The sequence below is a fragment of the Candidatus Tenderia electrophaga genome (genome assembly GCA_001447805.1).
GTDB classification, from domain to species: domain Bacteria; phylum Pseudomonadota; class Gammaproteobacteria; order Tenderiales; family Tenderiaceae; genus Tenderia; species Tenderia electrophaga.
The window spans coordinates 445,674-470,786 of sequence record CP013099.1 but is presented as its reverse complement, the minus strand read 5'-3'; the positions used below and the strand labels follow the sequence as shown (position 1 = coordinate 470,786).

General features: G+C 61.0%; 22 protein-coding genes. 7 read left to right on the top strand and 15 right to left on the bottom strand.

Annotated features, from left to right (window positions below; all coding sequences use genetic code 11):
- Window positions 1-4: 4 nt before the first annotated feature.
- Genes Tel_02165 through Tel_02155 form a run of 3 tightly spaced genes read right to left on the bottom strand, consistent with a single transcriptional unit; the run spans window position 5 to window position 2,268 of the window.
- A complete protein-coding gene (locus Tel_02165; GenBank protein ALP52038.1) occupies window positions 5-370 on the bottom strand; it encodes a hypothetical protein in 366 nt (121 codons plus the stop codon).
- Window positions 371-1,012: a nicotinate-nicotinamide nucleotide adenylyltransferase gene (locus Tel_02160; GenBank protein ALP52037.1), complete on the bottom strand. Its 642-nt coding sequence runs from the start codon at window positions 1,010-1,012 to the stop codon at window positions 371-373.
- Window positions 1,009-2,268, bottom strand: coding sequence for a gamma-glutamyl phosphate reductase (locus Tel_02155; protein ID ALP52036.1), 1,260 nt, complete (start codon window positions 2,266-2,268; stop codon window positions 1,009-1,011). Before Tel_02155 ends, Tel_02160 begins: the two co-directional genes overlap by 4 nt.
- Before the next feature lie 643 nt (window positions 2,269-2,911).
- Here Tel_02155 and Tel_02150 point away from each other — a divergent pair.
- Window positions 2,912-3,328 (top strand): hypothetical protein, encoded by a 417-nt coding sequence (locus Tel_02150; protein ID ALP52035.1) that lies wholly within the window; start codon window positions 2,912-2,914, stop codon window positions 3,326-3,328.
- 253 nt (window positions 3,329-3,581) lie between these two features.
- On the opposite strand, the gene Tel_02145 is transcribed toward Tel_02150, so the two are convergent.
- The 3 genes from Tel_02145 to leuS are packed head-to-tail and all read right to left on the bottom strand — an operon-like array spanning window position 3,582 to window position 7,669.
- Window positions 3,582-4,616, bottom strand: a complete 1,035-nt coding sequence (locus tag Tel_02145; GenBank protein ALP52034.1) for a DNA polymerase III subunit delta — start codon at window positions 4,614-4,616, stop codon at window positions 3,582-3,584.
- Complete coding sequence (locus Tel_02140; protein ALP52033.1) at window positions 4,606-5,160, bottom strand: hypothetical protein; 555 nt, start codon at window positions 5,158-5,160, stop codon at window positions 4,606-4,608. Before Tel_02140 ends, Tel_02145 begins: the two co-directional genes overlap by 11 nt.
- 4 nt (window positions 5,161-5,164) lie before the next feature.
- Window positions 5,165-7,669 carry a leucine--tRNA ligase gene (leuS, locus tag Tel_02135; GenBank protein ID ALP54702.1) on the bottom strand — a complete coding sequence of 835 codons (2,505 nt, stop codon included), beginning with the start codon at window positions 7,667-7,669 and terminating at the stop codon, window positions 5,165-5,167.
- A gap of 156 nt (window positions 7,670-7,825) precedes the next feature.
- On the opposite strand from leuS, the gene Tel_02130 reads away from it, so the two are divergent.
- From Tel_02130 to Tel_02110, 5 genes are all read left to right on the top strand, one after another.
- Window positions 7,826-8,347: a hypothetical protein gene (locus Tel_02130; protein ALP52032.1), complete on the top strand. Its 522-nt coding sequence runs from the start codon at window positions 7,826-7,828 to the stop codon at window positions 8,345-8,347.
- 15 nt (window positions 8,348-8,362) lie between these two features.
- Window positions 8,363-8,869: a hypothetical protein gene (locus Tel_02125; protein ALP52031.1), complete on the top strand. Its 507-nt coding sequence runs from the start codon at window positions 8,363-8,365 to the stop codon at window positions 8,867-8,869.
- Window positions 8,870-8,956: 87 nt separating this feature from the next.
- Complete coding sequence (locus Tel_02120; protein ID ALP52030.1) at window positions 8,957-10,492, top strand: hypothetical protein; 1,536 nt, start codon at window positions 8,957-8,959, stop codon at window positions 10,490-10,492.
- Window positions 10,489-11,229 carry a hypothetical protein gene (locus tag Tel_02115; protein ID ALP52029.1) on the top strand — a complete coding sequence of 247 codons (741 nt, stop codon included), beginning with the start codon at window positions 10,489-10,491 and terminating at the stop codon, window positions 11,227-11,229. The genes Tel_02120 and Tel_02115 overlap by 4 nt, the downstream gene beginning before the upstream one ends.
- Window positions 11,230-11,308: 79 nt before the next feature.
- Entirely contained in the window at window positions 11,309-12,829 is a 1,521-nt protein-coding gene (locus Tel_02110; GenBank protein ALP52028.1) for a hypothetical protein, read from the top strand.
- A gap of 7 nt (window positions 12,830-12,836) precedes the next feature.
- Here Tel_02110 and Tel_02105 read toward each other — a convergent pair whose 3' ends face one another.
- From Tel_02105 to Tel_02065, 9 genes are all read right to left on the bottom strand, one after another.
- Window positions 12,837-14,909, bottom strand: a complete 2,073-nt coding sequence (locus tag Tel_02105) for a polyphosphate kinase (protein ALP52027.1) — start codon at window positions 14,907-14,909, stop codon at window positions 12,837-12,839.
- A gap of 72 nt (window positions 14,910-14,981) precedes the next feature.
- Window positions 14,982-15,386 carry a hypothetical protein gene (locus tag Tel_02100; protein ALP52026.1) on the bottom strand — a complete coding sequence of 135 codons (405 nt, stop codon included), beginning with the start codon at window positions 15,384-15,386 and terminating at the stop codon, window positions 14,982-14,984.
- 49 nt (window positions 15,387-15,435) lie between these two features.
- Window positions 15,436-16,950 carry a hypothetical protein gene (locus Tel_02095; protein ALP52025.1) on the bottom strand — a complete coding sequence of 505 codons (1,515 nt, stop codon included), beginning with the start codon at window positions 16,948-16,950 and terminating at the stop codon, window positions 15,436-15,438.
- Window positions 16,951-17,082: 132 nt separating this feature from the next.
- The gene (locus Tel_02090) at window positions 17,083-17,973 is read right to left on the bottom strand and encodes a magnesium/cobalt efflux protein (GenBank protein ALP52024.1); all 891 of its coding nucleotides are present in this window, start codon (window positions 17,971-17,973) and stop codon (window positions 17,083-17,085) included.
- A gap of 33 nt (window positions 17,974-18,006) precedes the next feature.
- Window positions 18,007-18,489, bottom strand: a complete 483-nt coding sequence (locus Tel_02085) for a hypothetical protein (GenBank protein ID ALP52023.1) — start codon at window positions 18,487-18,489, stop codon at window positions 18,007-18,009.
- Window positions 18,479-19,498 carry a phosphate starvation-inducible protein PhoH gene (locus Tel_02080; GenBank protein ALP52022.1) on the bottom strand — a complete coding sequence of 340 codons (1,020 nt, stop codon included), beginning with the start codon at window positions 19,496-19,498 and terminating at the stop codon, window positions 18,479-18,481. Before Tel_02080 ends, Tel_02085 begins: the two co-directional genes overlap by 11 nt.
- 73 nt (window positions 19,499-19,571) lie before the next feature.
- Window positions 19,572-20,933, bottom strand: coding sequence for a hypothetical protein (locus Tel_02075; GenBank protein ALP52021.1), 1,362 nt, complete (start codon window positions 20,931-20,933; stop codon window positions 19,572-19,574).
- A 111-nt stretch (window positions 20,934-21,044) separates the two neighbouring features.
- Window positions 21,045-22,238, bottom strand: a complete 1,194-nt coding sequence (locus tag Tel_02070; protein ID ALP52020.1) for an ammonium transporter — start codon at window positions 22,236-22,238, stop codon at window positions 21,045-21,047.
- A 193-nt stretch (window positions 22,239-22,431) separates the two neighbouring features.
- Window positions 22,432-22,707: a hypothetical protein gene (locus Tel_02065; GenBank protein ALP52019.1), complete on the bottom strand. Its 276-nt coding sequence runs from the start codon at window positions 22,705-22,707 to the stop codon at window positions 22,432-22,434.
- A 183-nt stretch (window positions 22,708-22,890) separates the two neighbouring features.
- Here Tel_02065 and Tel_02060 point away from each other — a divergent pair, with 183 nt between their 5' ends.
- Entirely contained in the window at window positions 22,891-25,113 is a 2,223-nt protein-coding gene (locus Tel_02060; GenBank protein ID ALP54701.1) for a hypothetical protein, read from the top strand.

Genomic DNA, 25,113 nt, shown 5'->3' with positions numbered 1-25,113 from the left:
CGGGCTAGGATTGGGAGTTGGGACGCAACTCGGCGATTTCGTCGATGGAACCGGCCTCCCACAGCTTTTCCAGCTGATAGAAGTCGCGCACATCGGGCAGCATGATATGCACGATGACATCGGCCAGGTCCACCAGCACCCATTCACCCACTTTATCGCCCTCCACGCCCAGCGGTTTGACCCCGGCCTTTTTCAGTTCCACCGCCACATTATTGGCCATGGCCTTGACGTGACGGTCCGAGGTACCGCTGACGATAATCATGAAATCGGTGACACTGGACTTGCCGCGCACATCGAGCACCACCAGATTGACCGCCTTCATATCCTCCAGGGCCGTGACGGCCAGGTTCTTGATCTCTTCTTCTTTCATTTAACCCTCTTGGTGTTGATAGAGCCCTCGGGTCTCTATGTATTGCCGCACACTGTCCGGCACTAAGAAACGTATATCGCCGCCCCGCGCGCGCTCTGCGCGAATGGCGGTGGCGGAGATTTCCAGTTGAGTGACCTCCTGAAACCAGAGTTTACCCGCCGGCTGTTGTTGCAACTCAGCGGCGTGTCGCGCACGCGCGGTGGCCATCAATTCGGCCACCGGACCGCTGCCGGGCAGCTCGGCGCCGGGGCGCTGAGCGATCACCAAATGGGCCAACTCGGTCAAACGTTGCCATTCATGCCAGCTCGCCAAACCGGCGAAGGCGTCCAGCCCCATGATCAGACACAGCGGCGTCGCCGCGCCGATCTCGTCGCGCAGGGATTGCAACGTGTCCACCGAGTAGGAGCGGCCGCCGCGCCGTAGCTCGCGCTCGTCGATGACGAAACCGGGCACCTGCGCCACCCCTAAGCGCAGCATGGCCAAGCGATGTGTCACCTCGGCGCCCGGTGTATCGCGATGGGGCGGAATAAAGGCGGGGATCAGCCGTACCTGATTCAGGGCGAGTGCCTGCTTCACCTCCAGCAGCGGGCGCAAATGGCCGTAGTGGACCGGATCGAAGGTGCCGCCGAAAAGCGCGATCACTGGCGGATCTGGCCCTCACCCAGAACCACGTACTTCTGTGAGGTCAGCCCCTCCAATCCCACCGGGCCGCGCACGTGGAACTTATCGGTGCTGATGCCGATCTCCGCCCCCAGGCCGTATTCAAAACCGTCGGCGAAGCGGGTGGAGGCGTTGACCATCACCGACGAGGAATCCACCTCGCGCAGAAAACGGCGCGCCCGAGTGTAATTCTCGGTGACGATGGACTCGGTATGGCTGGAGCTGTGGGCCGCGATGTGATCGATGGCCTCGTCCACGTCCTTGACCACACGGATCGACAGAATGGGTGCCAGGTACTCTGTATCCCAGTCCTCCTGCGTGGCCGGCTTGGCGGCGGGCACCAGACGGCAGGTGGTCTGACAACCGCGCAGCTCCACACCCTTCTCCAGATACATGCCGCTCAACTCGGGCAGCACCCGCTCGGCGATGCCCTCGGCCACCAGCAGGGTCTCCATGGCGTTGCACACGCCGTAGCGGTGGGTCTTGGCGTTGAAAGCGATCTGGATCGCCTTTTCCAGATCGGCCTCGTCGTCCAGATAGACATGACAGACACCGTGCAGGTGCTTGATCACCGGCACGCGCGCCTCGGCGCTGATGCGCTCGATCAGGCCCTTGCCGCCGCGCGGGATGATGACGTCCACATATTCCGGCATGGTGATCAGCTTGCCTACTGCAGCGCGGTCGACGGTCTCCAGCACTTGCACCGCGGCGGCCGGCAGACCGGCCTTCTCCAGCCCGGCATGGACGCACCGGGCGATGGCCTGGTTGGAGTGCAGGGCCTCGGATCCGCCGCGCAGAATCGCTGCATTGCCCGATTTCAGCGCCAAGCCGGCGGCATCGGCGGTGACATTGGGACGCGATTCATAGATGATGCCCAGCACCCCCAGGGGCACGCGCATCTTGCCCACCTGGATGCCGGAGGGGCGGTAGCTCAAGTCACTGATGCCGCCCACCGGATCGGGCAGCGCGGCGATCTGGCGCAGCCCCTCGGCCATGCCGGCGATGCGCGCCTCGTTCAATTCCAACCGGTCCAGCAGGGCCGCATCCAGACCGTCATCACGACCGGCCTGCATGTCCTTATTATTCGCCTCCAGCAGCTCGGCCTGCTGCGCCTCGATGGCGGCGGCGATGGCGCGCAGCGCCGCATCCTTGGCGGCGGTAGCGGCGCGGCTCATGGCACGCGCCGCGCCGCGGGCCTGGCGGCCGACCTGGGTCATGTACTGTTCGATATCACTCATGGTTCAATTCCAATCCTCGGCTGGGCCGGGCAAGCACACCGCCCAACAAAAAAGTGTTCGACAACCCCAAAGGGCGAAGAGGGTATTTTAGCAACTCCGGGGTACACTTGTCCCCGCGGGGCCGATCCACGCCGAACGGTGGGCGTTTCCCCGGTCCGCAGACACTGCCGGCCCGGGCTGCGCGGATGACGCGAAACGATTCGGGCGTGAGACGCAGCCGCTCAGCACGCAACAAGACAAGCGACGGAACCGCCCGCAATAAACGCATGGCCGGCGCCGCATTGAGCACAGCAACAAGGTTCCGCCCACGCGCTTTGACCGAATCCCGACCCAGCAATAGATTGGAAACCAGCTCCCGCGCTCGCAGCTGCCACTGGCCACGATCAATGCGCGGCAAAACCCGCTCGCCGGCCGCCGTTCAGGCGTCGTAATTTTTTACACTTTTGAACCCTGCGCACGCTCTGTGCCATATAAGCGACTGTTTTAACTGGACTGGCAATTCTGGCGTAATTAATGCGTGCGCCTTTGAACCCTGTCGGCACTAGGGAGATATCGGCAATAAGTAGGGTAATAGCCGACAGCGGGTCTACTTATTGCTCTCAATGGATGGATGCAGTCTCAAACCATTCGAGGAGTATTGCGGATGCACGTTACCCCACACTATCTGCTCAGTCAGGAGTGGAGAACCCTGCACCGGGAACACGACCGCTACGATCGCTACAGCCTGCTCATCAAACTAGCCGCCGTATTGGTCTGCCTGTTCTCACTCAAGCTGGGCTTGGACCTGTCGCTGGCCGTGTTGTTTTTGTTGGTCTTGTGGTTTCAGGAAGGTTTTTGGCGAACCATTCAAGCACGTACCACCCAGCGCCTGCTGACGGTGGAAAAATTGTTAGAACTGCCGGAAGACCAGCCCGGCATGCAATTCTACTCCAGTCGGCAGGGCGCGCGCCCCGGGATCAGCGCCCTACTGAAAGAATGTATGCTCAACACCTTACGCCCCGCGGCCGCATACCCCTATGTGATATTGCTGGGCATAGAAGTCGCTGTCACGGCCGCCTAAACCGTTTACTACGGTCCCGGCTACGCCACCGCTGACGCAATGCTTCAAGCCGCTTCAGCGAGACGGTCATGAATTTATCGAATTCGTGCGCAGCGTGGACGGCTAATAATAGCCGCGGCAGCGCCAAACGCCGTCCAACCAGATCGTCCGGCGGTAACGCGCCCCTGTACGTTAGAAAATACTGCCGGCCCGACAGTCGTTCGCTGACTTTAATCTGACGAATGCGCCAGCAACACTGTCCCCGGCCAGTGCACTACACGGCATGCCCCACCCTGCGAAACAACTCGGCACCGCCCAAGCACACACTCAAGGCCAGGAATTCATCCCACACATTGCCCGCGCGGCCACGCTTGATCATGGCGTCGATCTCGGCGCAGCGCTCGAGCATGTCCTGCCATTGGGCCAGGGAATGGCGTTTGAGTCCGGCGCGCACCAGGGGTTTGCGTTTTTCCCAGACACGGTGCTTGGCCAGCACCTGTTCGCCGCGCTCGCCCCGGGAGATTTCGAAGGCCATACCGGCCATGGCACGGATCTCGCGGCTCAGTGCCCAGAGCACCAGCACCGGCTCCACGCCTTCGCCGCGCAGGCCGTTGATGATGCGTGTGGTGCGCACAGGATCGCCCTGCAGGGCGGCGTCGACCAGTTTATAGATGTCAAAGCGCGAGCTGTCGGTGACGCCGGCGGCGACTTGATCGATATCTATAGGACCGGGGCCGTGTAGCAACAATAGTTTTTCGATCTCCTGGGCACAGGCGAGCAGGTTGCCTTCGACCCGCTCCACCAAGAGCGCCACCGCCTCCTGGCTGGGTTGCAGGCCTTTGTCTTGCATGCGGCGCATGGCCCAGCCGGGCAGTTGTTTAAGATCCATGGGCCAGATAGTGACCAGGGCGCCGGCCTGATCCAGGGCCTTGTACCATTTGCTCTTGCGCGCATTGGCCTCGAGCTTGCCGGAAATAATCAACAGGATATTGTCTTCGGACGGGCGCGCGGCGTAGGCCTGCAAGGCCTTGCTGCCGGCGTCGCCAGGCTTGCCGGTGGGCAGGCGCAATTCGATCAGTTTGCGCTCGGCGAACAGGGACATGGCGTCGCCGGATTGCACAAAGCCCTGCCAGTCGAAGCCGCCTTCCACGTGATGCACCTCGCGCTCGCTGCAACCGGCCTGGCGCGCGGCGGCGCGGATGGCGTCGCAGGCCTCCTGCACCAGCAGTGCTTCGTCGCCGCTGACGAAATAGATGGATGCCAAGCCGCGCTTGAGCTGGGCGTTAAGCTGTTCCGGCTTAATTTGCATTACTGGACTCTGCTTCAGCTTGCGTGGGTGTGTCGGCCTCTGCGCCGATGTCCAAGGCATGCAAACGCCGCAACAATGCCTGGATGGACATGCGCCGCATGAAGTCGAACAGTTTTTTCTCTTCTTCGCCCTTGGCCAGCACCTGGCTTTCGTCGAAGCGGTAATCACGTTGCTGCACGATGCTGTCTTGTGGGATGAGCACCTTGCCGCCGCGATCGCGCGCGGAGAACGTGAGCGTGTATTGCAGTTCGTATTCACTCACCCGGCCGCTGCTGTCCACCGCCAGCACGCGACGACCGCGCTGCTCATTGTGAATGGTGAGCAACAACCCGGCCTGCGCCGCTTGGTTGACGACGTTCACTTGGGCTGACGCCAAGGTCTGATTCAGATCACGGCGCAGCTCGGCGCTGGCGTTGTGGAATTCCAGATAGACCGGCGGCAGGCTCACATCCATGGTTTGGGAACCGCGCAGATGCCAGCCGCAGGCGCTCAGACCCAGCACCAGGATGGCGGCCACCACGCCCCGGGGAAACAGGGGGAACATGCGATCAGCCTTTGACAACGATGTTCACCAGTTTGCCGGGCACCACGATCAACTTGGCGATCTGCTTGCCTGCGGTGAAACGCTGCACGTTTTCATCGGCCAGGGCCGCAGCCTCGATGGCGTCTTTGTCAGCATCCGCGGCGACGTCGATCTTGGCGCGCAACTTACCGTTGACCTGCACCACCAGCTCGATGGCGTCGCGCACCAAGGCGCCCTCATCCACCTCGGGCCAGGGGGCGGTAAGGATGTCGTCACCGTAGCCCAGCTCGCGCCACAACACGTGAGTGATATGGGGGGCGATGGGTGACAGCAGGCGCAGCAGGATGCTGAAACCCTCATTGATCAAGGCCTCACGCGCGCCGCCCTCATTCGCTGTCGACAATACATTCATAATCTTCATGCAGGCCGCGACGACCGTGTTGAATTGTTGTTTGCCGAAATCGAACAGGGCCTGTTTCAGCACTTCGTGGACCTCGCGACGCGCGGCCTGTTGCTGTTTGTCCGCAGCACTTGCATCGAAGGACTTAGCGGCGCCCAGGGCGGCCTGGTTGCTTTGGGCGAAGTTCCAGATCTTTTTCAAAAAGCGTGAGGCCCCTTCCACACCGGAGTCGGACCATTCCAGGGATTGCTCCGGCGGCGCGGCGAACATCATGAACAGGCGCGCGGTGTCGGCGCCGTATTGCTGGATCAGCGCCTGCGGATCGACGGTATTGCCCTTGGACTTGGACATCTTGGCGCCGTCTTTGAGCACCATGCCCTGGGTGAGCAGATTATTGAACGGCTCTGCGTTGCCGATCAGCCCGGCGTCTCTCATAAGCTTGTTATAGAAGCGGGCGTAGAGCAGATGCAGGATGGCGTGCTCGATGCCGCCGATGTACTGATCCACCGGCAGCCAATAAGCCGCACGCTCGTCCAACATGGCTTGGTCGTTGTCGGCGCAACAGTAACGGGCGTAATACCAGCTCGACTCCATGAAGGTGTCGAAGGTGTCGGTCTCGCGCTCGGCGGCGCCGCCGCATTTGGGGCAGGTGGTCTGGCGCCATCCGGGATCGGCCTTGAGGGGTGAGCGCACGCCGTCGAGGGCGACATCCTCCGGCAGCGCCACCGGCAGTTGGTCTTCGGGCACCGGCACTTCGCCGCAGGCACCGCAGTTGATGATGGGAATGGGCGCGCCCCAGTAACGCTGGCGCGACACGCCCCAGTCGCGCAGGCGGTAGGTGGTCTTTTTCTTGCCCTTGCCCTTGCTGCTGAGAAATTCCGAGATGGCGTCGAAGGCGTCGCGGGATGACATGCCACTGAAGTCGCCGGAGTCGATCAACACGCCTTTCTCGGTAAAGGCCTGCTGCTCCAGATCGACGTCCATGACCGTGGTCACTTTGCCGCGGGCCGTGTTGATACACTCTTTAATCTCCGCATCGGCGAGCGGCGCGATGACCTGCTTGATGGTCAGGCCGTATTTTTTGGCGAACTCCCAGTCACGCTGGTCGTGGGCGGGCACCGACATCACGGCGCCGGTGCCGTAGCCCATGAGCACGAAGTTGGCGACCCAGACAGGCACCTCTTCACCGCTGACGGGGTGGATCGCCTTCAGGCCGGTGTCGATGCCGCGCTTCTCCATGGTCTCCAGCTCGGCCTCGGCGGTGCCGGTCTTTTTGCACTCCGCGATGAAGGCGGCCAGTTCGGGGTGTTCCTGAGCGGCCTGCAGGGCCAAGGGGTGCTCGGCGGCCACGGCCACATAGGTGACACCCATGAGGGTGTCGGGGCGGGTGGTGAAGACGCGCAGGGTGTCGTCATGGCCGGCCACGTCGAAGGCGATCTCCACCCCTTCCGAGCGGCCGATCCAGTTGCGCTGCATGGTGCGCACCTGCTCGGGCCAGCCGTCGAGCTGATCCAGATCATTCAGCAACTCGTCGGCGTAGGCGGTGATCCGCATAAAGTATTGCGGGATCTCCTTGCGCTCCACCACGGTATCGCAGCGCCAGCAACAGCCGTCGATGACCTGTTCGTTGGCCAGCACGGTCTGGTCGTTGGGGCACCAGTTGACCGCGGCGGTCTTTTTGTAGACCAGCCCCTTTTCGAACAATTTAGTGAACAGCCACTGCTCCCACTTGTAGTAGTCCGGGTCGCAGGTGGCCAATTCGCGGTTCCAGTCATAGCCGAAACCGAGGCGTTTCAGCTGGCCGCGCATATAGTCGATGTTTTCGCGCGTCCACTTGGCCGGGGCGACATTGTTCTTGATGGCGGCGTTTTCGGCGGGCAGGCCGAAGGCGTCCCAGCCCATGGGCTGCAGCACGTTCTTGCCCTGCATGCGCTGGAAACGGGTGATGACGTCGCCGATGGTATAGTTGCGCACATGCCCCATGTGCAGCCGGCCGCTGGGATAGGGGAACATGGAGAGGCAGTAGTACTTCTCCTTGGAGGGTTCCTCGCTGACGCTAAAGCTCTGATTTTTCTCCCAGTAGTCTTGGGCTGCCTGTTCTACGTCGGCGGGCGAATAGTGCGCGTCCATCATTAGCTCTATTTCTTCAATTGGATGGGTCGGAAAGGGGTATATGGTACCGTAAGGCGGGCTTTTCTTACATACATAGCTCACCATGGGCGCTTGCACTTTTCCCGCCCACGGCCAACACTAATGAATAAGCATATACAAAGAAGGACACGCATCATGAGCGAAGAAAGCCAGCACAATGAAAAGCAGGTTCATGCCTATAACCAGATGATGCGCCGGGTCAAAAAGACCCTGGGCAAGGCGGAGAAGGCCGCCGCGCCGCGCCTGCGCCAGGCCATCGAGAACGCCGAGGAGCGGGCCGTGGAGTTGGGCGAGCTGAGCCGCGAGGAGGCGGTGCAGATCGGCGATTATCTACGCCGCGACCTGCAGGACGCCGGTGAATACCTGGCCGGCGACGAGGCGCAGGAATTCAAAGACTGGCTGCGCATTGATCTCAATCTGATCGAAAACCAGCTATTCGACATGTTCCTGAGCGTGGCCGACCAGGCCAAGCTGGACATGCTCGACTTCCAGGAGCAGCTGGCCGAGGCCACCGAGTACCGCACCGGCGAGATCACCGGCCCGGGCCTGCTGGCCTGCATGGATTGCGGCGAGGAGCTGCACTTTCACGCAGCCGGTCACATCCCGCCCTGCCCCAAGTGCCGCGGGACCTATTTTACCCGTCCCGCCGAGACCTGAGCCGGACATCGCCACATGAAGACCCTGCTGCTGTTCCGCCACGCCAAGTCGGACTGGTCCAACGACCTGCCGGATTTCGATCGTCCGCTCAATGCACGCGGGCACAAGGCCGCTGAACGCATGGGGCGCTGGATGAAGGAGGCCCACATTCAGCCGGAATGGATAGTCAGCTCCCCGGCCCGGCGGGCGCTGGATACGGTGCAGGGGCTGCGGCAACACCTGGACATCCCTGACACCCTGGTCCATTTCGACGAACGCTTATACCTGGCCGACGTTTCCACCTTGCTGGAGGTGGCGGCGCATTGTCCGCAGGATATGGACGACATCATGCTGGTGGGCCACAACCCCGGCCTGGACGAGCTGCTCACCTATCTCTGCGGCCCTAACCTGCCGCGCTCCAAAAAGGGCAAGCTGATGGCCACCGCCACTTTGGCCCAGATCGGCCTGCCGGACGACTGGCAACAACTCACCGCCGAGTGCGGCAAGCTGCAGCAAATCATTCGCCCCGGCGAGATCGATTAGCGCTAGCGACTGTCACAATTGTCATAATTTTCACACCCTGCGCCTGCTAGACTGGGCCTTTTCAGTCACCGCAGGAGCACTGAATACATGCCGTCTTACGGCTACCTCATCAATCCGAAGAGCGGCGCTTCAACGCTGGCCCATCAGCTTGGCCAAACCCTCAGCCTGAGCGAGGAACCACGACAGCGTTTCAGACGCGACTACCTGGACAGCTTCGACTGGCGCCTGCTCAACAAGGGCTACTGCCTGCAGGCCGAGCACCGCGACGATGCGATCTCGCTGCAACTGTTGCGCCTGCGCGACCTGACATTCATCACCCAACTGCACAGCGCCAAACTGCCCCGTTTTGTCGACGAACTGGGCCGCTCCCGCCTGGCAAGCCTGCTTAGACCCATCCTCGATGTGCGCGCCCTGCTGCCGCACATAAAAGCCACGGTGACACAACAATGCCTGCGGCAACTCAACGCCCAGGCCAAGACCACCGCTGTGATCTGCATCGAACAAATCAACCCGGGCGCCGCCGGCCAGGCGCTCAAGCTGTTGTTTCACACCCCCATCAAAGGCTATGACACGGACAACAAACGAATAAGCGCCCAGCTGAAACACGAACCCTCACTAGAGGCGACCCCACAAGGCGCGCTGCAACTGCTGCTCAAGCGTCTCGACATAGACACAAGCTACAACAGCAAGGCGGATATCGTGTTAGACGGCCAGGCACGCAGCGACGCGCAGATGAAACGCTTGCTGGCATTTTTCCTGGGCGTCATGCGTCGCAACGAAGACGGCGTGATCAAGGACATCGACAGCGAGTTTCTGCATGACTATCGCATCGCGGTGCGGCGCAGCCGCACGTTGTTGGGACAGCTGCCGGGCACCGTGCCGCAACGCGCGCTGGCACGCGCCAAACGCCAGCTGGCCCAGCTGGGCCGGATCACCACCCCCTTGCGCGATCTGGATGTGATGCTGCTTAACTTCGATGACTATCGCACGCTGCTGCCGAACACCCTGCAGGACGATCTCGAGCCGGCCCTGGCCTTCATCCGGGAACAACGCCGCACGGCCTACAAAAATGTGTGTCGCCATTTGCGCTCAAACAGCCACGCCCGCTTCTACCAAGGCTGGCGCAGGTTTTTGGAAACACCGGTGCCGGCCAACACACGCCTGGCCAACGCCAAACGGCCATTGGCACAGGTGGCGGACGAGCGCATCTGGAAAAGCTACAAAAAGGTGCTGAAACAGGGCAAGGCGATCACCGCCGCGTCAGCGCCGGAGGACCTGCACACCCTGCGCAAGAGCTGCAAGAAGCTGCGTTACCTGATGGAATTCTTCCGCACGCTCTATGCCAGAAAAAAACTCAAGCAGCTCATCGCCATCCTCAAGCATTTGCAGGACAACCTGGGGGAGTATCAGGACATTCACGTGCATATCGATTTCTTCGCCCGCTTGCGGGAGGCCATGCACGAACAGGGGCGCCTGCCGCAGACCACCGCCCACGCGCTCGACACGCTTATTGCCAACCTCAACGTCCAGCAGCAAGGTCAGCGCCAGGCGTTCCATGAGCGCTTTACCCAATTCAACAGCAAGCCGCACCGGCAAAGTTTCAAAGCGCTGTTTAACCCATGAAGACCATCGCCCTCTACAATATCAAGGGCGGCGTGGGCAAGACCGCCAGCGCCGTCAACCTGGCCTACCTCAGCGCCCGCAGCGGCTACCGCACCCTGCTGTGGGACATGGATCCGCAGGCAGCGGCCAGTTATTATTTTCGCATCAAGGCCAAGGTCAAGGGCGGCGTGGATCGCCTTGTCAAACCCAAGGGCGACCTGGACGACCATATTAAAGGCACCGACTATGCCATGCTCGATCTGCTGCCGGCGGATTTCTCCAGTCGCAACCTGGATCTGATACTGGAAGCGCGCAAGCACCCGACCCGCCGCATCGCCAAGCTGCTGCAAGCCCTGAGTGACGACTACGATCTGGTGTTCATCGACTGCGCACCGAGCATCTCGCTGGTGTCGGAAAATATTTTTCGCGCCGCCGACATGTTGCTTATCCCGACCATCCCCACCACCCTGTCGCTGCGCACGCTGAAACAGATCTATGACCATTTCCGCAATGAAGACCTGCCCACGGACCGCCTGCACCCCTTTTTCTCCATGGTCGACAGGCGCCGCCAGATGCATCGCCTGATCATCGAACAACCGCCGCAGACACTGACCCTGTTCCTGAGCGCGCGCATCCCCTACATCAGCGAGATTGAACGCATGGGCGTGGCGCGCCAACCCGCCTGCATCGCCCCGGCCAGTCGCGCCGCCCAGGCCTATGGCGCCCTGTGGCAGGAGCTTAACCGCATCATTTTTTAGGCGTTGGCGCTGTGTTTACCTGAACACAGAAAAGCCGGTACACTGCCAGCAACATAATCACAGCGACGCGACGCCTACCGTGCCCAGATCAAGAGCGACTCCCGACACCGCCGCCGCCATCGACCTTGGCTCCAACAGTTTTCACATGATCGTGGCGCGCATCCAGGACGGCCAGGTCGCGGTGATCGACCGTATCCGCGATGCCATCCGCCTGGCCAGCGGCATCGATGCCGACAACAACATCGATGCGGCGACCCAGGAGCAGGCACTGGAGTGCCTGCGTAAATTCGGCCAACGCCTGGCCGACTTCCCGCCCGGCAGCGTGCGCGCCGTGGGCACCAACACCCTGCGTAACGCCAACAACTCATACACCTTCCTGGCGCGAGCGGAAGAGGCCTTGGGCCATCCCATCGACATCATCTCCGGGGTGGAAGAGGCGCGCCTGATCTATCGCGGCGTCGCCCACAGCCTGGCGGTGACGGGTCAACGCCGCCTGGTGATGGACATCGGCGGCGGCAGCACCGAACTCATCATCGGCGACGACAGGGGCCCGGTGTACATGGAAAGCATGGAAATGGGCTGTGTCACTGTCAGCCGCAATTTCTTCCCCGACGGCGGCATCACACCCAAGCGCATCGACAGGGCGCGCATCTTCGCCCTCACCGAGTTGGAACCGCATGTCAGCGGTTTTTTGAAAGTGGGCTGGGATCAGGCCATCGGCGCCTCCGGCACCATCCGCTCAGTGAGCAAGGTGCTCGGCGCCGCCGGCTGGAGCGGCGACACCATCACCCTGGACGGCCTGAAAAAACTGATCGAGAAACTGGGCAGCTTCGACAGTGTCGACAAGATTAAACTGGACGGGCTGGCCGATGAGCGCGCGCCCGTGTTTATCGGCGGCGCCATCGTCCTGCTGGCCACCTTCGAGGCCTTGGACATCAAGGAGATGGAGGTCTCGGACCGCGCCCTGCGCGAGGGCCTGCTGCACGACCTCATCGGTCGTTTGCAAGACCAGGACGTGCGCGACTCCAGCATCGCCCATCTGGCGCAGCGCTACCATGCCGACGCCGGGCAGGCGCAGCGAGTTAAACAAACCGCCCTCGATGCCCTGCAGCAGGTGACGCTCGAGTGGGGGCTGGATTACCAAGAGGCCGAACAGTGGCTGGGCTGGGCCGCGGAGTTACACGAAATCGGCCTGGATATCGCCCACAACCGTCATCACCATCACGCCGCCTACATTATTGAACACTCCGACCTGGCAGGATTTTCCCAACAGGAGCAGCGCTTTCTCGCCGCCATCGTGCGCAGCCAACGGCGCAAACCGCCACTCAAACTCTACAAGGAACTCCCCAAGCGCATCAGCAAACCGGTCAAACGATTGTCGGTGATTTTACGTCTGGCGGTGATCCTGCATCGCGGCCGCAGCGACACCCCTCTGCCCGCGTTCACGCTGAAACTCAGCAACAAAACCAGCCTTGAACTGTGCCTGGACGACACCTGGCTGCAACAACACCCCCTCACCCAGGCGGACCTGGAACAGGAAAAGTGCTTCCTGGCCAATGCGGGATTTGAACTACGCCTGTGCCAGGAAGCCCAAAGCTAAGCGCTTCTTAACTCTCCGCCAATTCATTGAGCAGGGCCTGCTGGGCCGAGAAGGGTTCTTCCCCCTCGTCCATCTGCGGCAGGGCGTAACTGCCGTCGGCGCTGAGCATCCAGGCCTGGGTATTATCCTTCAGGTACCAGGCCAGGTCTTGCTTGACGCGCTCGCGCAGCGTCTTGTTCTCGATGGGGAAGCAGACCTCCACGCGGCGAAACATGTTGCGCTCCATCCAATCGGCGCTGGAGGCATACACTTCCTCTTCACCGCCGTTGGCGAAATAGAATACCCGCGTGTGCTCCAGAAAGCGGCCGATCACCGAGCGCACCCGAATGTTGTCCGAAACGCCGGGAATACCGGGGCGCAAACGGCACATGCCGCGCACGATCAAATCGATCTCCACCCCTACCTGCGAGGCGCGGTACAAGGCCTGGATCAATTGCGGATCGATCACGGCGTTGACCTTGACGATAATGCGCCCGCCCCCGCCTGCGCCGGCGTGAACGATCTCGCGCTCGATCTTATCCAACATGGCCTGGTGCATGGTGAAGGGTGAATGCAACAGTCGGTTGAGCTTGGCCACTTTGCCCAGGCTGGTGAGCTGGTTGAAGACCTTTTGCACATCCTGACCGATAGCCTTGTTGCAGGTCATTAAACCGTAATCGGTATAAATACGCGCGGTGCGTGGATGATAATTACCCGTGCCCAGATGCACGTAGTGACGCAGGCGCTTGCCTTCACGGCGCACCACCAGGATCATCTTGGCATGCGTCTTGTACCCCACTACGCCGTAGACCACGTGGGCGCCGGCACGCTGCAGGCGCGCGGCCAGGGCGACATTGGCCTCTTCGTCGAAACGGGCCATCAGCTCGATGACCACCGTCACTTCCTTGCCGGCGTGGGCGGCGGCCACCAGGGCGTCGACCACGGCCGACTGCGGCCCGGTGCGATACAGGGTCTGCTTAATGGCCAGCACATGCGCATCCTCCGCCGCCTGGCGCAGAAAATCGATCACCGGCAGAAAGGATTCAAACGGCAGATGCAGCAAGACATCGCGCTTGACCAGGGCCTTGAAGACGTCCTTGCTGGCCAGCTGCTGCGGCAGGCGCGGCGTGAACGAGGGATACTTTAGATCGGGGCGGTCGACCAGATCGCAGACCTCGGCCAGCCGGTTGAGATTGACCGGGCCATTGACTTGATAGACGTCAGTATCCGCCAACACGAACTGGTCCTCGAGAAACTTGACCAGTTCCTGGGGACAGTTGTGGGCCACCTCCAGGCGCACCAGGTCACCGTAGTTGCGCGTCAGCAGCTCGCCCTCAACGGCGCGCAACAGGTCGTCGATTTCCTCTTCGTCAACGAACAGCTCGCTGTTGCGCGTGACGCGGAACTGATACAGGCCCTCCACCTTCATGCCGTGGAACAGCACGTCGGCGAAGGCGTGCATTACCGAGGAGAGAAACACGAAATCGTAGGGCCCGCTGTCGGTCTCGTCGGCAGGCAACTGGATCACCCGCGGCAGGGAGCGCGGCGCCGAGATCACCGCCAGGCCGCTGTTGCGGCCGAAGGCGTCCTTGCCGGTGAGTGCGACGATAAAGTTGAGGCTCTTATTGAGGATGCGCGGAAAGGGATGGGCCGGGTCCAGCCCCATGGGGCTCAACACCGGGTGCAGTGAATCGTTAAAGAACCTGCGCAGCCAACGCTTTTGCGAGGTATTCCAATCATCGCGCCGGATGAAGCGAATGCCCTGCTGTTCCAACAGCGGAAACATGATGTCGTTGAGGACGCGGTACTGCTCATCGACCAGATCGTGGGCGCGCAGGTTGACCTCTTTCAGCACCTCGGGCGCCGACATGTTGTCCGGCCCGCTCTCCACAGCGCCCAGCCCGGCCTTTTGCTTCAGCCCGGCGACGCGCACCTCGAAAAACTCATCCAGATTGGTGCTGGAGATACACAGAAAACGCACGCGCTCCAGCAAGGGCACACGCTCGTCCTTGGCCTGTTCCAGTACGCGACGGTTGAATTCGAGCAGGCTCAGCTCGCGGTTGATATAAAACTCGGGTTGCTTAAGATCGATTTCTTCCATGGTGACGCTATGGCCTGGCAATGTCTCGATCTTAGCACAGTGAAGGCCGAAGAATTATGACAAGCGCCGGCGCTAGACCCCCCATTTCTTGAAGCGTTTGTCCCACTTCTTGAAACGCTTGCGGCAGTACTTGTCCAAGGCCGCGTCATCCTCGAAGAACAACTCGAAGCCCTCCTGGGCCGGCACATCGTATTCGCAAAAGTCATTGTCATATTCACGACAGATGCGTGGGCGCCGCTCGTAGATGCCGCAACCGCCCCCCGGCAGAAGATGGCGGCAGGGCTGATTGAACAACAGAAACCAGCCATCTTCGTCCTTGTAGACCTGCACATCGCGATGCGACAGCTGCCACAGGATAAAATCGAAATCCTTCATGGAGCGCGGCGTGTCGATCTGTTGCGTGACATAGGTGCAACAGATAGAACCCTTGCAGAAACTGCACTTATTTTCCGGGGTGATTTTGATCGTTTTGGCCATACCCTATTTTCCGCTTGTCGCTCCACATACCCATCAAGCACCCCGTTATCTATTCAACGGGCGCCCGCCTCAAGCGCCAAAATGATACACCGATCAATAATAGCGCCACCACAACCACCAGCCAGTTAGCTGTAACGGCATATACGGTCATTCCTGTACGCGGCTGAATGGTGGCGCTGATGCTGGCCACTTGAAACTGCGGCGCCCGCTCGATGATGCGGCCCTTTTCATCGATCACGGCGCTGATGCCGGTATTGGTGGCACGCAACATGGGTCGGCCGGTTTCCAGTGCCCGCATACGCGCCATTTGCAGGTGTTGCGGCGGCGCCCAGGAATCATCGAACCAGGCGTCATTACTGACATTCACCAGCAGGGTCGCCTCGGGCAGGGCGTTGATGATCTCTTCGCCGAAGGCGTCTTCAAAACAGATGGAGATACCGGCGTATTGATCGGCCACCTTGAGCGGCGCCTGATCGGCGCCGCCCTTGCTGAAGTCGGACATGGGCACCTGCATGAAGGACACCAGCCCGCCGAGGATGGATTTGAGCGGCAGGTATTCGGTAAACGGCACCAGATGATTTTTGTGATACTGGCCGCGCTGCGTACCGATGCTCATCATGGTGTTGAAGTACCGGCGCTTGTCCTTATCAAGGGTGAGCATGCCGATCAACATATCCGTATCATACTGTTGCGCTTCGGCCTCGAGATCGTTCAGAAAGCTCTCGGTTTCGTAATAAAACGCCGGCAGGGCCGTCTCGGGCCAGACGATCAGATCGGCGTCCCAATGCTGGCGTGTCAATTCGGTATAGAGCTCGATGGTCGGGCGGCGCACGTCCGGATGCCATTTCAGGTCTTGGGGAATATTGCCCTGCAACAGGGCCACATCCAGCGGCGCACCGTGGGGGCGGGTCCAATCGACGTCATTGAGGACGCCGGCCACCAGCCACAACAGGACCAGCATGGCGCTATAGAATATCCGCCCGGCCTTGTCCAGCAACAGTCCCACCAGCAGTGCGGCGCTGAACACCACCGCCCAGGATACGCCGTAAACCCCCACCAGCGGCGCCAGGCCTGCCAGCGGCGAATCGGTCTGACTATAGCCCAGACTGAGCCAGGGGAAACCGGTCAAGAACCAGCCACGCGTCCACTCCATCAAGGCCCAGGCGGCGGGGAACACCAGCAGCAGTTTGTAGCGTGTGGCGCGGGTCTCGAAGCCCTGCGGAAACAAACGCCCCAATAAGGCCCCCAGCAACAGGGGGAACATAGCCATCACCACGATCAGCAACAGGGTCAGCAACAGCGCCAGCCCCAGGTCCACATAACCGTGGTAATGAATACTGATAAAGACCCAGCTGATACCGACGCTGAACAGGCCGAGACCGTAGAGAAAGCCGCGCCAGGCGGCGCGGCGCGGCGCGGAAAACAACCACACCGCCAGCAACACGGCCGTGGTGAGGACGGCCAGCGGCCACCAAGCGATGGGCGCGAAGGCCAACGGGGTCGCAACGCCGGCCACCAAGGCCAACAGATCTCCGCGCCAGCCGTGGGTCAAACGCATGAACACCCGCGTAAGTGGATTCACAGGCACTGGCCTAGCGACAATTCAGCCACGACACGCGCAGCGCAGAGCGGAGACAGACAGATACACCTCGACACCCACACACTAAACCCACCTTCCATGGTACACGGCACTGACTCAGCCGCCTTGATCCTGCGCCATGGGTTGCGGTATTTCGTGCTGCTGCTCAGACACGATATTCACTTCCAATAAATAGATGCGCCGGCTGTCGGCGCTCAACACCTTGAAGCGATATTGATCGATCGAGACGATCTCGCCGCGCACCGGCATGCGGCCGAAGGCCTGCATCACCAACCCACCCATGGTGTCGAACTCTTCATCGCTGAATTCGGCGCCGAAGTATTGATTAAAATCCTCAATCGGCGTGAGCGCCTTGATGATGTAACGATTGTCATTCTGCCTCTTGATGTGAATGTCTTCTTCAATATCGTGCTCATCGGCGATTTCGCCGACGATCTGTTCCACCACGTCCTCGATCGTCACCAGACCGGCGGCGCCGCCGAACTCATCCACCACCACGGCCATGTGATTACGATTGGCGCGAAAATCCTTGAGCAACACGTTAAGGCGCTTGCTTTCCGGCACGAACACCGCCGGACGCAACACATCGCGCACGGAAAAGTCTTCATCGTTTTCGGCGATGAAATAGGGCAGCAGGTCCTTGGCCAGGATCAGCCCGACCACCTGGTCACGGTTTTCGCCGATGACGGGGAAGCGCGAATGGCCCGACTCGGTGATCACCGGCAGGATCTCATCTAGGGCCATGTCCTGCTGCACCACCACCATCTGGGCACGCGGGATCATGATCTCGCGCACCTGCATTTCCGACACCTGCATGACGCCTTCCATCATGGCCAGGGCGTCTATGTCCAACAGCTGGCGTTGCTGCGCGTCGCGCAATAATTCAATCAACTCGAAACGGTCTTTGGGCTCGCCCGACAACACCTGCCCCAGGCGTTCGAGCCAGGAGCGGGAGGTCGGGCTGCTACTCGATCGATCTTCGTTCATTGTCATCTTTTCCTGTGTGAATGATAGCTGTGTTTAATCGGCCGCTTGCTGCGGCTCTGTGTCTGCATAGGGGTTGGCAATGCCCAAGCCCTGCAATATTTCGAGTTCCCGGGCTTCCATTAGCTCGGCTTCGCCTTCCTCGATATGATCATGGCCCAACAGGTGCAGTACGCCGTGGACTACCATGTGGGCCCAGTGGGCCTGCTCGCTCTTGCCCTGCTCATGCGCCTCGCGCGCCACCACCGCGGCGCAGATCACCACATCACCCAGCAAGGGCAGATCGATGCCGTCGGGTGGATCGAAGGGAAAGGAGAGCACGTTGGTGGGCTTGTCCTGGTGCCGATAGTCGCGATTGAGCCGACGGATCTCATCCGGCGCGACGATACGCACGGTGAGCTCGGCCTCATCGCGGCGCCCCTGCAGCGCCGCCTCGACCCAATTGCGGATCAAGCCCGGACTGGGAGGCTCGCCGTCGTCTTCATTGACGGCATACTGAACATCGAGGTCAATGTTCATTCTTTTTCTCTGGGTTTCCGTCAGCGGGCTGCTTACGGTCATGCGCGTCATAGGCCTGCACGATGCGCTGCACCAGGGCATGGCGCACCACGTCCTTGGCCTTGAAAAAGGTGAAGCTGATGTCGTCGACACCGGCCAATACCTCCACTGCATGGCGCAGACCGGAGTGCACACCGCGCGGCAGGTCCACCTGGGTGACATCACCGGTGATGATGGCCTTGGAGTTGAAGCCGATGCGGGTAAGGAACATCTTCATCTGTTCGCGCGTGGTGTTCTGCGCCTCGTCCAAAATCACGAAGGCGTCGTTGAGGGTGCGGCCGCGCATATAGGCCAGCGGTGCGATCTCGATGACGTGCCGCTCCATTAACTTGGCGACACGCTCGAAGCCCAACATTTCATACAGGGCGTCGTACAAGGGGCGCAGATAGGGATCGATCTTTTGCGCCAGGTCGCCGGGCAAAAAGCCGAGCCGCTCACCGGCCTCCACGGCGGGTCGGGTGAGGATGATGCGCTGCACCTGCTCCTGCTCCAGGGCCTCAATAGCGCAGGCCACGGCCAGGTAGGTCTTACCGGTGCCCGCCGGGCCGACGCCGAAATTGACGTCGTGACTGCGCACGTTATGCAGATAACGCAGCTGGTTGGTGCCACGTCCCTTGATCACGGCGCGCGGGGTCTTGACCACCGCCGTCTCCACGCCTTTGACCTCGGCCGGCGGCGCGTCCGTCTCGATATCACCGGCCTGCTGCTGCAGCATCAGATGCACGCCTTCGGGGGTGACCACGTCGCTGTCGGTGGTGGCATACAGCTCACGAATACAGTGCTCGGCCACTTGTACCGGGGCTTTGTCGTCACCGATGATGCGGAACAGGTTGCCGCGATTATTGATCTCCACGCCCAAGCGCTGTTCCATCTGACGCAGGTGTTCATCGAACTTGCCACACAGATTGGCCAAGCGCTGGTTATCGACGGGTTCAAGGAGAAAATCGGAGGATGTGGATTGTCCGTTCAAAACGTATATATAGCCTGAAGCCTTTTATCCTGGGAAATTGACATGGGTGGGGGTCTGACGCGACACGAACAAACTATGCGCAGCGGGCCACGTTCGATTTTGATTCAGCCATCTCAATATATTCACCGCGCAGCGAGTTGGGCAACGCCTCTGTAATCCGAATATTGACGAACTTACCTATAATATCGTTCTCCGCCGCGAAATTTACAACCCTGTTGTTTTCGGTGCGGCCGGCGAACATGGCGGCGTCTTTGGTAGAGCGCCGTTCCACAAGGATTTTCTGCACCGTGCCCAGCATGGACTGACTGATTTCCATGGTCATTTCATTGATGCGTGCCTGCAGCCGCGCCAGGCGCGCCTGCTTCACCGCATGGGGCACGTCGTCAGGCAGATTGGCCGCCGGCGTGCCGGGGCGGGCGCTGTAGATGAAGCTGAAGCTGCGGTCGTAACCCACATCCTCGATGAGCTGCAGGGTGGCCGCGAAATCGGCGTCGCTCTCGCCGGGAAAACCGATAATAAAGTCCGATGACATACTGATATCGGGGCGCGCCTGCCGCAGGCGGCGAATGATGGACTTGTATTCCAACGCCGTATGGCCGCGCTTCATCTGCGCCAGAATGCGGTCCGAACCGCTCTGCACCGGCAGGTGCAGATGACTCACCAACTCGGGCACCTCGGCATAGGCCTGGATCAGACTGTCATTCATTTCCAGCGGGTGCGAGGTGGTATAGCGGATGCGGTCGATACCGTCGACGGCGGCGACGTAGTGGATCAGCAGGCCCAGGTCGGCGATCTCGCCGTCATGCATCACGCCGCGATAGGCATTGACGTTCTGCCCCAGCAAATTGACCTCGCGCACGCCCTGCCTGGCCAGGGCGGCGACCTCGGCGATGACATCGTCGAAGGGGCGGCTGATCTCCTCGCCGCGGGTATAAGGCACGACACAGAAGCTGCAATACTTGCTGCAGCCTTCCATAATGGAGACGAAGGCGGTAGGGCCGTCGGCACGCGGCTCGGGCAGGCGATCGAATTTCTCGATTTCGGGAAAGGAGATATCGATCATGGGCGCCCGCTCGCGGCGCACGGCGTCGATCATCTCGGGCAGGCGGTGCAGGGTCTGGGGGCCGAATACGACATCCACATAGGGCGCGCGGCTGCGAATCGCCGCGCCCTCCTGACTGGCGACGCAACCGCCCACGCCGATCACCAGGTCCGGGCGCGCCTGTTTCCACTCGCGCCACACACCGAGATGGGAAAACACCTTCTCCTGCGCCTTTTCGCGGATGGAACAGGTATTGAGCAACAACACGTCCGCCGCGTCGGCCTGATCGGTCAGCACAAGGCCGTGCGACTCGTGCAGCAGGTCGGCCATCTTGGCTGAATCGTATTCATTCATCTGGCAGCCGAAGGTCTTGATATAAAGCTTTTGTTCCATCGCTCAGTGCTCAATACGCAAAAGGGTGGCGAATTTTAGCATTTTTTTGCCCGCCACAACCAGCAAGCCCGCCGGCGGCGGGCTTGGAGCCGGACTGGACGCCGCGCCGGGCTAATCGTATTTGGGATTGGCGGCGATCTTGTGAATGCTGATATCGGCCCCCTCGTACTCCTCTTCCTGGCTCAGGCGCAGACCGATTACCTGTTTCAATGCACCGTAGACGATCAAGCCGCCGCCGAAGGCCACCACCACACCGAGCAAGGTGCCGAGCAGCTGGGACATGAAACTGACACCGCCCATGCCGCCCAGCGCCTCGGCGCCGAACACGCCGGCCGCCAGACCGCCCCACACGCCGCACAGCCCGTGCAGTGGCCAGACACCCAAGACATCGTCGATCTTCCAACGATTCTGGGTCAGGGTGAAGGTCCAGACGAACAGCGCCCCGGCCACCAGGCCGATGAACAGGGCACCCAAGGGATGGACAACGTCAGAACCGGCGCAAATCGCCACCAAGCCGGCCAGGGGACCGTTATGGACGAACCCCGGGTCGTAGCGCCCCACGAACAGGGCCGCCAGCACGCCGCCGGCCATGGCCATGAGCGAATTCAGCGCCACCAATCCACTGACCCCTTCCACCGATTGGGCCGACATGACGTTGAAGCCGAACCAACCCACGGTCAGAATCCAGGCCCCCAGCGACAGGAACGGAATGCTGGAGGGCGGATGGGCGAACATCACCCCGTCCTTGCCGTAACGACCGTGACGCGGCCCCAGCAGCAGTACGGCGGACAGGGCGATCCAGCCGCCCATGGCGTGTACCACGATGGAGCCGGCAAAATCGTGGAAGCCGGCGCCGAATGTGCTTTCAAGCCAGGCCTGGACACCGAAATTGCCGTTCCAGGTGATGCCTTCGAAAAAGGGGTAGATGAAGCCCACCAGCAGAAAGGTCGCCGCCAACTGGGGATTGAAACGGGCGCGCTCGGCGATACCGCCGGAGACGATGGCCGGGATGGCCGCGGCGAAGGTCAGCAAAAAGAAGAACTTGACCAACTCATAGCCGTTCTTTTCGGTCAGCGTCGGTGCCGCCTCGAAAAACGACATGCCGTAGGCGAGGCTGTAGCCGATAAAGAAATAGGCGATAGTGGAAACGGCGAAATCCCCGATGATCTTGACCAGGGCATTCACCTGGTTCTTGTGCCGCACCGTGCCCACCTCGAGAAAGGCGAAACCGGCATGCATGGCCAGCACCATCACCGCCCCCATCAACAAAAACAAGACGTCACTACCGCTTTGAAAGGCTTCCATCTGTGCTCCTCTGACTCATGAATAAATGTGGCGACATTCTCAGCAAGAACCGCACCAATATTGTGCGAACCAATAAAATCAGCAATTTATAATAATCCAGCGGCAACAACCGGGCACAAAAAGCACTTAGTTGGTGCATCGGTGTTGTGGGCGCCCTCAATCGGGGCGCTGCTGCACCAACACCACCCAAGCATTAATCGAGCAGCTTTAGCAGAAACCGATGCGAACCGTCGTAATAGTGTTGGAAATTGACGCCGATACCATGCCCATAGGCGCGCACCACCTGGGCGCCGATGCGCACCACCTCGGCGGTGTATTGGTCATCATGGGTGAAGATCAATTCGATCTCGATCGAGGCCGGCACAGAGATCAGACCGGTCTCGATACAGGCCCCTTCAAAGCTGATATCACGGGTTTCGCAACGCAGCACCCCCAGGCCTTCGCGGCGTAGCAGAACGTCCTGTATCACTTGCTTGCGCCTACTCCAGCGACGCTCCATTGCACCTCCTCGGCACAAAAAGCCAGATTGATCAGCAGTATAGGCCTAAGCGGCGCCGGGCTCAATTGCAATATGCCAAAGAATTCAATCACATATTTTTAAACTTGGCCGATACCCAAGGGTGTAGAACCCGTCACGTTCGACCAGATGCGCATGAGCCAAAACCCTTTCACCGCCAAATCGCTGCCGACGCTCTTGGGCATTGCTGTCAGCATCGTGTTCGGCTGGGCCCAGTTTGCCGATATCCCCCTCCTCAAAGCCTTAAAACAACGCGCTGAATCAATGGCTTATGATCTCAGGCTGAATGGCGCCCTGGCGCAAGACCCGGCCCTGGACCGGCGCATCGTGATTATCGACATCGACGAAAAGAGCCTGGCCGCCGAAGGCCGTTGGCCCTGGCCGCGCGACAAGATCGCCGCCCTCACCGAACGCCTGTTCGCGGGCGGCGCCGTGGTGGTGGGCTTCGACATCATTTTTTCTGAGCCGGAGCGCAATAAGGCGGCAGCGGTGCTGGCACGGGTCGCCGCGGATCAGCCGGACAATGCGGCCCTGATACGCAACCTGGAGGCCCTGCTGCCCCATTTCGATAACGACCACCGCCTGGCCGAAAGCCTGGACGGGCGCGATGTCACGCTCGGCTATCTGTTCCACGAGGAAGACAGCGCGCCGCTGGGCGAGCTGCCGCCGGCCCTGCTCAGCCTGACGCCTGAACAGGTGCGTCGCTCCGGCATCAAGGCCATGCCCAACTACACCGCCAGCGTGCCGCTGCTGCAAGACGCCGCCTATTCCAGCGGCTTTGTCACCACCTGGCCGGACCCGGACGGCATCATCCGCCGCACCCCCATGCTGATCCGCCACGGCACCCAGGTGTACGGCTCCTTGTCGCTGAATCTGGCCAAGCTCTATCTGTTCCTGGAACAGGTGGAGATCAAGACCGCCCCCATCGGCAACATCGATGCAGTGGAAAAGATCATTCTGGGCGGCACCACCATTCCCACCGACGGCCTGGGCTTCGCCCTGGTGCCCTACCGCGGCCCGGCGGGGCAGTTCCCCTACATCTCGGCCACCGACATCCTGCACGGCGACTATGACCCGGCCCGTTTGGCGGGCACCATCGTGCTGGTGGGCGCCACTGCGGTCGGCATCTCCGACCTGGTGGCCACGCCAGTGGAGAACATCTACCCCGGCGTGGAGGTGCACGCCAACATGGTGCGCAGCATCCTCGACAACGATTTTCCCTACGAGCCCGCCTGGGCCGACGGCGCCAATCTCATGGCCACCCTGGCCATCGGCCTGCTGCTGGCGCTGCTGCTGCCCCGTCTCGCCCCCTTGCCGCTGCTCATCACCAGCCTGCTGACCGCGGCGGGAGTGGCTTACGGCAACTTCTGGCTGTGGCAGGCTCAGGGCCTGGCCTTGGCGGTGGCCTGGCCACTGTTGTTGATCCTGACCCTAGCGGCGGTCAACATCAGCTACGGTTTACTGTACGAAACGCGCAAGCGGGTGCAGCTGAAAAACATGTTCGGCCAGTATGTGCCGCCCCAGTTAGTGGACGCCATGTCGCAGACCTCGGAGAGCTTCGGCTTCGAAGGCGAGAGCCGCGAGATGACCGTGCTGTTCGCCGACATCCGCGGTTTTACCGGCCTGTCGGAACAACTCTCGCCGGAGGCCCTGCGCAGCCTGCTCAACCGCTACTTCACCCACATGACCGAGATCATCTTCGAGCACCAGGGCACCATCGACAAATACGTGGGCGACATGATCATGGCCTTCTGGGGCGCCCCCCTGAGCGACCCGGAGCATGCCAAACACGCCCTGCGCGCGGCCCTGCAAATGCTGGAAAAAACCGCCGAGCTCAAGCCCATTCTGGCGGCGGAAGGCTATCCGGAAATCAATATCGGCATCGGCCTTAACAGCGGCCTGATGAATGTGGGCGACATGGGATCGAGCTACCGCCGCGCCTATACGGTGCTGGGCGACAACGTCAATCTGGGTTCACGCATCGAGGGGCTGACCAAGTTCTACGGCGTCGGCCTGGTGGTCAGCGAATTCACCAAGGCGGGACAGGACGCGTTTCTGTTTCGTCAGCTCGATCGCGTCAAGGTGAAGGGCAAGACCACTGCGGTGGCGGTCTTCGAACCGCTGTGCAGCCGGGATGCGGCGACACCCGCCCTACTGCACACGCTGACACAGCACGAGGCGGCGCTGACAGCGTATTACGCCCAGGACTGGGATCAAGCCGAGGCGCTGTTGCGCCGACTGCTGCTGCAGCAGCCCGCGAGCCGCCTCTATCCACTCTATCTGGAGCGCATCGCCGAACTCAGACAACGCCCCCCCGGCCCGCAATGGGACGGGGTGTATGAGCGGCGCGAAAAATAA

Bases quoted from the DNA above. Each gene is read 5' to 3' on its own strand.
- leuS (ALP54702.1), bottom strand. From the start codon at position 7,669: ATGGACGCGCACTATTCGCCCGCCGACGTAGAACAGGCAGCCCAAGAC.
- Tel_02125 (ALP52031.1), top strand. From the start codon at position 8,363: ATGAAGACCCTGCTGCTGTTCCGCCACGCCAAGTCGGACTGGTCCAAC.
- Tel_02150 (ALP52035.1), top strand. From the start codon at position 2,912: ATGCACGTTACCCCACACTATCTGCTCAGTCAGGAGTGGAGAACCCTG.
- Tel_02130 (ALP52032.1), top strand. From the start codon at position 7,826: ATGAGCGAAGAAAGCCAGCACAATGAAAAGCAGGTTCATGCCTATAAC.
- Tel_02155 (ALP52036.1), bottom strand. From the start codon at position 2,268: ATGAGTGATATCGAACAGTACATGACCCAGGTCGGCCGCCAGGCCCGC.
- Tel_02075 (ALP52021.1), bottom strand. From the start codon at position 20,933: ATGGAACAAAAGCTTTATATCAAGACCTTCGGCTGCCAGATGAATGAA.
- Tel_02070 (ALP52020.1), bottom strand. From the start codon at position 22,238: ATGGAAGCCTTTCAAAGCGGTAGTGACGTCTTGTTTTTGTTGATGGGG.
- Tel_02085 (ALP52023.1), bottom strand. From the start codon at position 18,489: ATGAACATTGACCTCGATGTTCAGTATGCCGTCAATGAAGACGACGGC.
- Tel_02060 (ALP54701.1), top strand. From the start codon at position 22,891: ATGAGCCAAAACCCTTTCACCGCCAAATCGCTGCCGACGCTCTTGGGC.
- Tel_02120 (ALP52030.1), top strand. From the start codon at position 8,957: ATGCCGTCTTACGGCTACCTCATCAATCCGAAGAGCGGCGCTTCAACG.
- Tel_02090 (ALP52024.1), bottom strand. From the start codon at position 17,973: ATGAACGAAGATCGATCGAGTAGCAGCCCGACCTCCCGCTCCTGGCTC.
- Tel_02105 (ALP52027.1), bottom strand. From the start codon at position 14,909: ATGGAAGAAATCGATCTTAAGCAACCCGAGTTTTATATCAACCGCGAG.
- Tel_02165 (ALP52038.1), bottom strand. From the start codon at position 370: ATGAAAGAAGAAGAGATCAAGAACCTGGCCGTCACGGCCCTGGAGGAT.
- Tel_02115 (ALP52029.1), top strand. From the start codon at position 10,489: ATGAAGACCATCGCCCTCTACAATATCAAGGGCGGCGTGGGCAAGACC.
- Tel_02145 (ALP52034.1), bottom strand. From the start codon at position 4,616: ATGCAAATTAAGCCGGAACAGCTTAACGCCCAGCTCAAGCGCGGCTTG.
- Tel_02100 (ALP52026.1), bottom strand. From the start codon at position 15,386: ATGGCCAAAACGATCAAAATCACCCCGGAAAATAAGTGCAGTTTCTGC.
- Tel_02140 (ALP52033.1), bottom strand. From the start codon at position 5,160: ATGTTCCCCCTGTTTCCCCGGGGCGTGGTGGCCGCCATCCTGGTGCTG.